Annotated in this window: 11 protein-coding genes; 8 read left to right on the forward strand and 3 right to left on the reverse strand. The window is 65.7% G+C overall.

The window, feature by feature from the left end; translation table 11 throughout:
* The first annotated feature begins 884 nt into the window (after positions 1-884).
* Positions 885-1,079, forward strand: coding sequence for a hypothetical protein (locus tag ACFY8U_RS36145; RefSeq protein ID WP_389576377.1), 195 nt, complete (start codon positions 885-887; stop codon positions 1,077-1,079).
* 921 nt (positions 1,080-2,000) lie between these two features.
* Here the strand turns inward: ACFY8U_RS36145 and ACFY8U_RS36150 are convergent.
* Positions 2,001-2,210, reverse strand: a complete 210-nt coding sequence (locus tag ACFY8U_RS36150; protein ID WP_389576378.1) for a hypothetical protein — start codon at positions 2,208-2,210, stop codon at positions 2,001-2,003.
* Positions 2,211-2,488: 278 nt separating this feature from the next.
* On the opposite strand from ACFY8U_RS36150, the gene ACFY8U_RS36155 reads away from it, so the two are divergent.
* The 4 genes from ACFY8U_RS36155 to ACFY8U_RS36170 all read left to right on the forward strand — a co-directional run bounded on the left by ACFY8U_RS36155 (position 2,489) and on the right by ACFY8U_RS36170 (position 4,805).
* Complete coding sequence (locus tag ACFY8U_RS36155; protein WP_389576380.1) at positions 2,489-2,959, forward strand: DUF6233 domain-containing protein; 471 nt, start codon at positions 2,489-2,491, stop codon at positions 2,957-2,959.
* 222 nt (positions 2,960-3,181) lie between these two features.
* Positions 3,182-3,394: a hypothetical protein gene (locus tag ACFY8U_RS36160; RefSeq protein WP_389576382.1), complete on the forward strand. Its 213-nt coding sequence runs from the start codon at positions 3,182-3,184 to the stop codon at positions 3,392-3,394.
* A gap of 149 nt (positions 3,395-3,543) precedes the next feature.
* Positions 3,544-3,780, forward strand: a complete 237-nt coding sequence (locus ACFY8U_RS36165; RefSeq protein WP_389576384.1) for a hypothetical protein — start codon at positions 3,544-3,546, stop codon at positions 3,778-3,780.
* Positions 3,781-4,433: 653 nt separating this feature from the next.
* Entirely contained in the window at positions 4,434-4,805 is a 372-nt protein-coding gene (locus tag ACFY8U_RS36170) for a hypothetical protein (RefSeq protein WP_389576385.1), read from the forward strand.
* Between the two features lie 44 nt (positions 4,806-4,849).
* Here ACFY8U_RS36170 and tpg read toward each other — a convergent pair whose 3' ends face one another.
* On the reverse strand, positions 4,850-5,404 hold the full coding sequence (gene tpg, locus ACFY8U_RS36175; protein ID WP_389576387.1) for a telomere-protecting terminal protein Tpg: 555 nt from the start codon (positions 5,402-5,404) through the stop codon (positions 4,850-4,852).
* A 473-nt stretch (positions 5,405-5,877) separates the two neighbouring features.
* Positions 5,878-7,158, reverse strand: coding sequence for a S1 family peptidase (locus ACFY8U_RS36180; RefSeq protein WP_389576389.1), 1,281 nt, complete (start codon positions 7,156-7,158; stop codon positions 5,878-5,880).
* 316 nt (positions 7,159-7,474) lie between these two features.
* Here ACFY8U_RS36180 and ACFY8U_RS36185 point away from each other — a divergent pair, with 316 nt between their 5' ends.
* From ACFY8U_RS36185 to ACFY8U_RS36195, 3 genes are all read left to right on the forward strand, one after another.
* Positions 7,475-7,840 (forward strand): TetR family transcriptional regulator, encoded by a 366-nt coding sequence (locus ACFY8U_RS36185; RefSeq protein WP_389576391.1) that lies wholly within the window; start codon positions 7,475-7,477, stop codon positions 7,838-7,840.
* A complete protein-coding gene (locus ACFY8U_RS36190) occupies positions 7,837-8,103 on the forward strand; it encodes a hypothetical protein (RefSeq protein ID WP_389576393.1) in 267 nt (88 codons plus the stop codon). Before ACFY8U_RS36185 ends, ACFY8U_RS36190 begins: the two co-directional genes overlap by 4 nt.
* A gap of 122 nt (positions 8,104-8,225) precedes the next feature.
* Positions 8,226-8,990 carry an IS5 family transposase gene (locus ACFY8U_RS36195; protein WP_389576395.1) on the forward strand — a complete coding sequence of 255 codons (765 nt, stop codon included), beginning with the start codon at positions 8,226-8,228 and terminating at the stop codon, positions 8,988-8,990.
* Positions 8,991-9,063 lie beyond the last annotated feature (73 nt).

A 9,063-nucleotide genomic window follows, 5' to 3' on the forward strand; every position in this document is an offset into this window, starting at 1 on the left:
CCGGCACAGGGTGGAGGGCTCATACCGGGGACCAGTGAACCTGCACAGTGCTCAACCAACCTGCACAGCCCGCCACTCCAGCCAGGAAAGCCCAGATCACCCGGCTCACCCGTCCCCATCCTGCGCAGATTAGGTGAGCGACGCCAGCCCAAACTCAACCAGTCAACCTGCGAAGCTCCAGGTCAGACACATGACGACTGCGCAGGTTCACTGATCCACGACAGAAACGCTTGACGTCGACCGATGAAGTCGGCCCGGTTGGATGAGCGCCGGATCAGGTGCTCCCCACCGAGGTAAACGGCACGGACGTCGCCGGCCGCTTGAGTAGCAATCACCCTCGCGGAATGAGGGATTCCATGATCATCTGAGGTGTCGACACGATAGGTATCCCCCGACGTGTCGCACGCAGGGCCTGTCACGGCTGGGGCCGGAACAGGCCCTGCAACCAACAGCGGAAACAGAGCCAACCGCCGCCTGCGGTTCAGTGAACGCGGCCCCGCCCGGCCCCCGCGCCAGAAAGCCCCTCCCGTGGCCTGCAACCGCATGACAAACGGTGTCCACGCTCCCGGGGAAAGGCCCCTCACCCACACCCACGGCCACCACATCCACACCAACGGCCACACCACCCACTGGGCCCACCTCACCACCCCCCAATGCGCCTGACTTCTCCAGCCCCCGCCCTGGACCCACCTCATATCCAGGGCCGGCCAGGCTCCCGCCCTCCTCTCGCCTGCGGGCAGGAGCGGCGCAGAGGGGGGTAGGGGGAGCGCTCGCATTCCGCTCCCCCTGCCTTCACCGGGCCTTCCTGCCCGTGTGGACAACGACGGAAGGTCGTGTGCACCCCTCCGGCTTCAGCAGTTCCGCCAACCCGAAAGAGAGACACTATGAACCACTCTCTGACCGCTCAAGATCGCTGTGACCGCTGCGGAGCCCAGGCCTACATCCGCGCCCACTTCAGCCAGCAGCACGAACTCCTCTTCTGCGCCCACCACGGCCGACGCTACCAAGCAGCACTAGAACAACAGATCGCCAAACTCCACAACGAAACCCACCGCCTCACCACCCCCACACCACACTGACCCCCCTTCCCCCTCCCCCGCCCCGGAGAAAGAACTCAAAGCTAGCCGCCGACGCCAGCCAGACCTCTCACCGACCTGTCGGCACTGCTCGGGGCGGGACGGGAACCGGGCGCCGCTCCCGCCATGAGCGTGGCGGTGTCGGCAAGGGTGAGGGCATAGCTTTGTTCCACGGCGCACGCCGGGCTGTGATAGTCGTGAACTGCACGACGTTCAACGGCCCCGTCGTCCGCGAGGGGCGGACGACGGGGCCGGATGCGAGCCCGAAACGCGGACCCGCTTCGACAGACCCTGCCCTCGGGGGATTAGTGGCAAGGGCCCTGTCGCAGTGCACCACACCGTGCACTAGCAACTAGTACGAACCAAGCGACCAGGCCGGTTCACACCCATGCGCATATCAGGCAGGAACGGGAGCGAGGGGACTGAACTCCCGTCCCTGCCACAGACCCGCCGTCTATCCTCCCCAGGCGACAGCGGGCCCCACCGGCCCCACTGTCAGGCAACGGGAGGCCGGAATCCGGGAAAAGGAGGAACACAAACCGACAAGTCCGGGTCAGGACATACGCGGCACGAATGGTTTGCCCGGGGCGCGCACTGCCCCAGGCAAACTCAAAGATCGATACGCGTCCAGGAGCCGTTCCGGTTCACCATCAACTGCGATCTCTCGCGCTCGTGTCAGCGCGTGACTGCACGTCTCTCGCTCACGACAGTGGATAAAGCTCGATCTCTCACACCCATAACAGTGGCCCAACCCCCTGAATGAGCCCCTTACCAGCAGTAACACGCCAAAGCTCACTGTCACCCGAATCGAGAGATCGCACGACGGTTCTCGGCTGACCGGTACCCGTGCCACCCGCTTCGGCGGCCAAGGGCGCCGGCCTTCTTGCCGTTCAGGAGGGACTGGCAGCCGGGGAGCGTGGAAGTTCACCGACTGGCTTGTGTGACACCGCTCGTGAGCTGTCCCAGGATGCCCATGACTCCCTGGCCCACGGGGGTCGGTGCCAGAACGATTCCGAGCGCCAGCACAATGACGACGGTCATCTTCTCGTCAAGGCGGCTGCGGGCCTCCGTGCGCCGACGCAGCCGGAAAAAGACGATGACTGCGAGCAGCACGCCCACGTTGATGGTCAGCAACCGCCCAGACCTCCCCAGCGAACGGCCATCACCACTCGGGGGTTGAAGTACCCCAACCTCTTTGTGTAGCCGGAAGTCGACGAGGGCAAGGGCGCATCGTCAACGAATGGCACAAAGCCATCCGGACCTGGCCGAATACAGCAGCAGCACTCGTTTTCCGCCGCTGCGCCCCCGCTTTCTCACGGGCCGCTCTAGTGCCAGGCAGGGCTCAAGGGCGCCCTGGAGGGCCCATGGGGGGCATCTACGGTAGGCGGGTGGCCCGACTGTCCCCTGACCCTGTGCCCGTCCCTGTGACGCTCGTTCTGCCGGACGGACAGACGCTGCGGGCGCGGCTGTACGTGCGTCAGCAAACGCGGACGACGTGGATGCACTGGGTCGGGATGCCTGCCTGGGAACTCGCGGACGACGACCACGTGCGGGCGGCGGAGTACCGGACATGGGTCACGAGTGATCAGGTGCATCCCATCGAGGGTGTGTCGTACGACGGGGTGGAGACCATCCCCCTGCCCGCGCGGGTGCCCGACCCGGATGTCCGGTGGGCGTGGAAGGTCGAACAGGTCAAGGGCGCGGCCGGGCGGATCGCCGGCACCGTGGTGCACGTGTGGGACTGCCCGCTCGCCGGGAAGCCACGCGAGGAACTGAACGTGGACCAGGCGCTCGATGCGCTGGAGCGGCCCGGCGCGCGGGCCTGCCAGGAATGCGGCGCCGCGGAGTCCCTGCTGCCGCTCCTGGGCCGCGAGGACGGCTAGAGCCATCGCCCCCCGGGACACGGCGTCGGCCCCGTCAGATGTGGTGGGCTGACGGGGCCGAGACGGACCCGCCGAGCGGGGGTGGCAGACCCGTGAGAGGAAGCGTGCGGACGCTTCACCTGACCAACGAGCGTGCCCGCTGGCGGGCACGCCCGGAACTCCGTAGCTCATATCGATGACCGGCTGTAGTGGAGCTGCGCGGCGGCGGAGAGGATCAGGCACATGACGTTCTACGTGACCCTCGCCGTCCGCTCCCAGACAGACAACGACCAGCCGCGCCGGCTCGCAATGTCCGGCGAGTGGGCAGACCGAAGCACGGCGGAGCGGAAGTACCGCGCGTGGATCGGGGAGTACGGCGGGACCGGCGGGGTCGCGTCGCTCGTCGAGGAGGCGGCGGACGGGACCCGTAGGGTCCTGGACACCTGGACCGGGTAACCACGCCCAAGATGGTCATGCCGGCGGAGGTGGCGGCGGCCTTGCGGGTCTTGGTCCGGAGCTGGGCGGCGGCAGCCGGCCGGGAAGCCGATCGGCCCTCTGGATGTGTCACCGCGCCCGCCAGGGTCCTGGCATGGAACCGTCTCCGCATGACCGAAGGATCGCCACCCCACCTCTCCCCGGCCCGGATCACCGTTCTCGGCGTCCAGCCCGGCAACCCGCCCTTCCGTATCGTCGAGGTCGACGGAGAGTTCGTCGGCAGGGCAGTGTCGATGACGGACGGGCTGCTGATCGCCGCGGAGGCGGGGATCCCGATCCACGACCTCGACGACCCGGACGAGGTGCGATGGGTCGGGGGCGGCAAATACACCTGGACCATCCACTAAAGAGCACCCGGGAGCAGCCCGATCTCCCCACGGCTAAGCCAGCCGACACCACCATCGAGTGGTACGACTCCTTCCTCCACGGCCCCACGGACAGGCGCCGTCGATGCCGACGGGGAGCGACGGGGCCTGTCCGTCGCCTTGCGGCGATCTCAAGTGGAGGCGGGCACGCGGACCCGCTTCACCCTGCACAACGAGCCGCCCCAGGCGGACACCCCGAACCGCAGCACCTCGTGCACCAGGTGCTGCGCGCCGGATCGGGCTACAGCTCGAAGGCGATGTGCTCGACGTCGGTGTACTCGACGTCCAGGCCATGGGCGCGGCGGCCGCTATCGCGGAAGTAGACCCCTCCGGTGCGTCTGCAGCGATCCGCTGCGGCACCACCCCGCGTTCCGCCGCCCTCACCCACAGGAGCGACAAGCCCCCCACTCACCAAACGACACCCGCCTTCACCAGCAAAACGACATCCAGGTCTCGCCACAGCCCAGGTCAACACCAGTGAAAAACCGATGACGCACACCCCATGCACAACACACGACGCCCATCAGGGGTGGTGGACTTCCCAGAGTTGAAGTGGTGCCGCCACGGCCCTGGAATCCTGGCGGGATGAACCCCACGACTGGCCACCGGCCGACCATCGAGCACCGGGCCCGGACATGGTGAGCGCGGGACGTTCCAGGGTCTGGCTGCGCGTCGGCGACATGCGGATCCGGGCCGACAAGGTCACGGCGGTCACCCCCGCAGACGGCGATCTCTATCTCCAGGTGACCGGAATTCCCGAGGGCCTGGTGCTCCGCCTGCCGCCCGGAGCACAACGCACCGACCGCAACGGGCAGCCAACCGAGTGGGCCGATGAACTCCTCCGTGTCATCGAACAAGCCGCCGCACAGCCCACAGGAACCCTCATCACGTTCCAGGCCTCCGACGCCTTCCACGCCGCCGGCTTCACCGCTCACTCCCTGACCACCGACGAACAGCCCCTCATCGAGCCACCACTCCACCCCGCCCCCCGCCTCACCCCCAGGTAGCGGACCTTTCGGCACGGGGCGGGCGAAAATGTATGCCCCGAGCTCTACAGCTCGAACTCGATGTGCTCGACGTCGGTGTACTCGACGTCCAGGCCGTGGGCGCGGCGGCCGCTGTCGCGGAAGTAGACCTCTCCGAGTGCGTCGGCGGTGATCCGCTGCAACTGCTGTTCGCCGGCGCCTTGCTCCTGGGCGTCGAACAGTCGGGCGGCGTGTGTGGGCGGAAGGGCGAGGGTGAGGTGGCGCATGCGTGCGTCGTCGGTGGTGCCGGCCGCGGCGGTGAAGCCGAACCGGGCGCGGGTGGCGATGATGATGCCGTCCGTGGTCGCCGCGGCCTTCTTCGCCTTCGCCCGGACCTGGGGCTGCCACCGTTTCGTGACCTCGGCCGCCATGCGGGCGGCCAGGTCGGCGCGGGGCTTTTTGATCTGGTCCTTCACGTACCGCTCGACAGTGCGCTGGGAGACGCCGAGCAGCTCGGCAACGTCGCGGGTGCTGCCGTGGTGCTGCTTGACGAGGTAACGCACCTGAGCGCCCGCGCTCTTGGGGATCGGGCGGGTGAACGCGCCCGCGAGTGCCTTGTCGAGGCTGCCGCTGATGGTCATGTCCGGATCCGCTACCCCCCGAGAAGCAGGAAGCATCTGCAAAGGCACCCAGGACTGCCTCAGGAGCCTTCGAACGGGGGGTTGCGGCCTGGGCGCAGTACAAAGCCCGTACGGGCTCTGTAGGGCCTGTCAGCCGTGCTCACATCGAGGTTTTGCCTGATGGGAGTGAGGTCCGGCTTGGCGTGTTTCTGTCCAACAGCAAGACCAGGCGCGGCAAACTGAGCACGCAGCGACTCCAAGCGTTGGCCGAACTCGGCGTGGAATGGGCAGGTTAGCGGGGTGGCTGGGCCCGAGGTTCTTTGCCTCTCGGGCCTGGCCGGATGGTGCTGCGGGTCGTTAGGAGGAGGGCAGGCCTGGCAACACAGTCCCGGTGTAGGCGGCGAGCACACTTCCGAGCGCTCCGCTGATGACTGGGGAGTTGAGACTGACGATCATCTGTGGTCGCTCTTCCCGTCGCCCACACCGAGCTTCAGTCAGTACATTTTGAGGGTTGCTTGGAACGCCAGCAGTGAATCTGTGACGCGAGCAAAATAAATGGTGGGAAATCCATATTTTCCAGCAGATGCGCAATATACGCTTCCGGAACCTCCCGAAGTAACGCCCTGCGCAAGGGCGGCAGGTCCGGAACCGTTCGGCCAAGAGTAAGAGAAAATGGGGCCGCCGCTGTCTCCCTTAGCGACCGCGCACCCTCCCTGGGTGTGTTTTGCCCGGATAAGATGCTTCACATACTGGCCGTCAAGGGTCATGCTGACGCCATGGTCGGTTGCTTTGATAGAGCAGTTCTCTCCGGTAGTGGATCCGCTGTTGCATACGTAGTTTCCCGGCCAGGTTTTCCACATGCCGACCACGGGGATGCTGGTCGAAGAGTTCCATGCACCGGTGTACATTCGGCCCCAGGAATTAGCGTGAACGATTGCAATATCGCGATTTTCCAGCTCGGAATCAAACCAACCCATGTGATCGCCGAAAAAGTTAGTTACGTGGGAGCCAACTCCGGGGACTCCGGCCTTTCCGCAGTGAGCGGCGGTCAGCATCCCTCGTTTTCCGTTAACATCCCATACTGAGAACCCTGAGGTGCAGCCGCCCGGGTTGATCTTTCCGCCGGCATAGAAGGGTGACGAGTCTCGCCATCGCCAAGGTGAGGAGGCCGCGGCATCCTCTAGGGGGACGGGATCTGCGACTGCCGTGCTCATTGGCGCGTTGTTCTCGACCGAGATGGGAGCGGTCGCGCCGGCTGGTCTGGGCAGATCTGCCGCTTTCTGGTTGCCTGCCACGGTGAGGCGGATGCCGCTGCCATCAGGTGCGGGCGCTGCGCTCGATACCTTGCCAGTCTGGATCCATTGGTCTACTTCACCGCTGAGCTGCTTAAGGGAGTAGGAGGCTTCGATGACTTCGACAGGAGTCTCGGTGCGGCTCTTTGCCACCGCCTCCTGCACGGCAGCGGGAACCACGCCCTTCCAGTAGACCTGCAATACGTGCTTGTCCGGGTCCGCGATGAAACCGGCAAACCCGTCTTGCTCCTCACCTACCGAAGCGATCCGGGCGGCTGCCGCATTCAGGCGGTCCTGCTCCGCGAACAGTGCCCTCCAGCTCGAGAACCCAGGAGGGGCAGGATCGCTCGGACCTCTCGTATCCTGCACCGGGACCTTATCCTCCGGAAGAGTTTCAGTGTCAGCTGCTTCAGCAGAAAAGACACCCGCAAACACAGCAATACTTGCAGCACACGCAATGATAGCCGTGCGAATTGTCCTCATATTGACTACTCTCTCACCGTCACCGCAGCTGGCACTCCCCCCGAGGAGAGGAGGTACGATTGGACTATCGGAATGGGCGGATAAAACCATTGAGATTCGGTTTCACGAACTCATTCACTGGCATGCCTGATGCTCCCGATTCATTGTGCGGGCTAAGAGTGAGGGAAACATCAGGGAGAACCCTCTTCCTGGCAGCCGGCGTCTGACGTGCTGGCCGTAACGCATTGCAGGGTCCTCTGCGAGATGCCGAGTTACAGGGCCACGGCGGGCACACGTTGTGTCGCCGTAACAGCACCAGGGACGACGCACACAGGAGATGGGCGACAGTGCGACAACAGCGCGCGATCCGCACCCGGCAGGCCATCCTCGAAACAGCCGCGGCCGTCTTCGACGAACGCGGCTAACCTCAGCCAGCATCGCCGAGATCCTCGAACGCTCCGGGATCAGTAAGGGCGCGCTGTACTTTCACTTCCCCACCAGGGAATACCTCGCGGCAGCGATTTTCGCCGAGCAGCTCGCCGTTGCCCTGCCGCCGCAGGAGAGCACCGTGCAAGAGCTGGTCGACGTCGGCCTGGTCCTGGCTTACCGGCTGCAGACCGAGCCGCTGGTGCGGGCCAGCGTCGCCCTCTCGCTCGAGCAGGGCGCCACCGGGCTCGACCGCACTTCCGCCTTCGACCTGTGATCGACCACAACACCCAGCTCCTGGACGAGGCGAAGCGGCGGGGCGAGCTGCTGCCGCACGTCGATGTGCAGGCAGTGGCGGAGCTGCTGGCGGCCAGCTTCACCGGAGTGCAGCTGCTGTCCCAGCTGCACAGCCAGCGGCGTGACCTTCCCGAGCGGGCCGTAGTCCTGCTGGAGAGCTTCCTGCCGGCCATCGCCGTACCCGCAGTCCTGGCCAGGCTCGACATCACACCCGACCGTGCGAGCCGTCTCCTCGCTGAGTGAGCCGTTTTCATCCTGTCTCTGTGGGGTGAAATGGCAGGTCAGTAGGGGTGCGCAACGAGACGAGGCTCCTGGTCGTTGCGGTGGTGTTCTCTACGCACCACGCATCGTCCGAGGAGCCTCGCTTGGTCCCGTATCGTGCCACGGTCGACGTCCCGCATGAGCTGGTTGAGCATGTTTCCTGGCTCATCTACGCACGAAGGTGTGAACGCCGTTCGCGGTGGCGGAAGCTGGGGTGTTTCCAGCAGGCCCTGCTCGCGCTGGTGCACCTGCGCAAGAACGAACCGCTGCCCGCCCTGGCAGCCGGCTTCGGCATCTCGACAGCCACTGCCTGGCGCTACGTCGACGAGACCCTCGACGTCCTCGCGGCATGGGCGCCTGGTCTGCACGAGGCCCTGACCGGCCTGGGCGAGGGCGACCACGTGATCGTCGACGGCACCCTGATTCCCATCGACCGCATCGCCGCCGACGAGCCGTACTACTCGATGAAGCACCGCAAGCACGGCATGAACGTGCAGGTCATCGCCCGGCCTGACGGAACACCGCTGTGGTTCTCCCGCGCGACGCCGGGCCGCACTCATGATCTGACCGCGGCCCGGGCCCATGGCATCGTGCAGGCCTGCCTCACCCGGCAGATCCTCGTTGTCGCGGACCGCGCCTATCAGGGCGCCGGCGCCACCTTCCGCACCCCCTACTACCACTACCGCGAACAACCGCCCCACTACCAGCAGTTCAACCGCGACCACGCCAGACTCAGAGCACCCGGCGAACGCGCCTTCGCGCAGCTGAAGTCCTGGCGAATCCTCCGCCGAGCCAGATGCTCCACCCGCCGCATCGGCACCATCGTCCAAGCCGTCCACACCCTGCTGACCTGCAACTATTCAGGATGAAAAGAGCTCACTGATGGAAACCGCCCTGTTTATCCGGTGGTCTTCATCGACGCGATCCACGTGAAGATCCGCG

The sequence above is a fragment of the Streptomyces sp. NPDC012508 genome (genome assembly GCF_042902595.1).
Classification (GTDB): Bacteria; Actinomycetota; Actinomycetes; order Streptomycetales; family Streptomycetaceae; genus Streptomyces.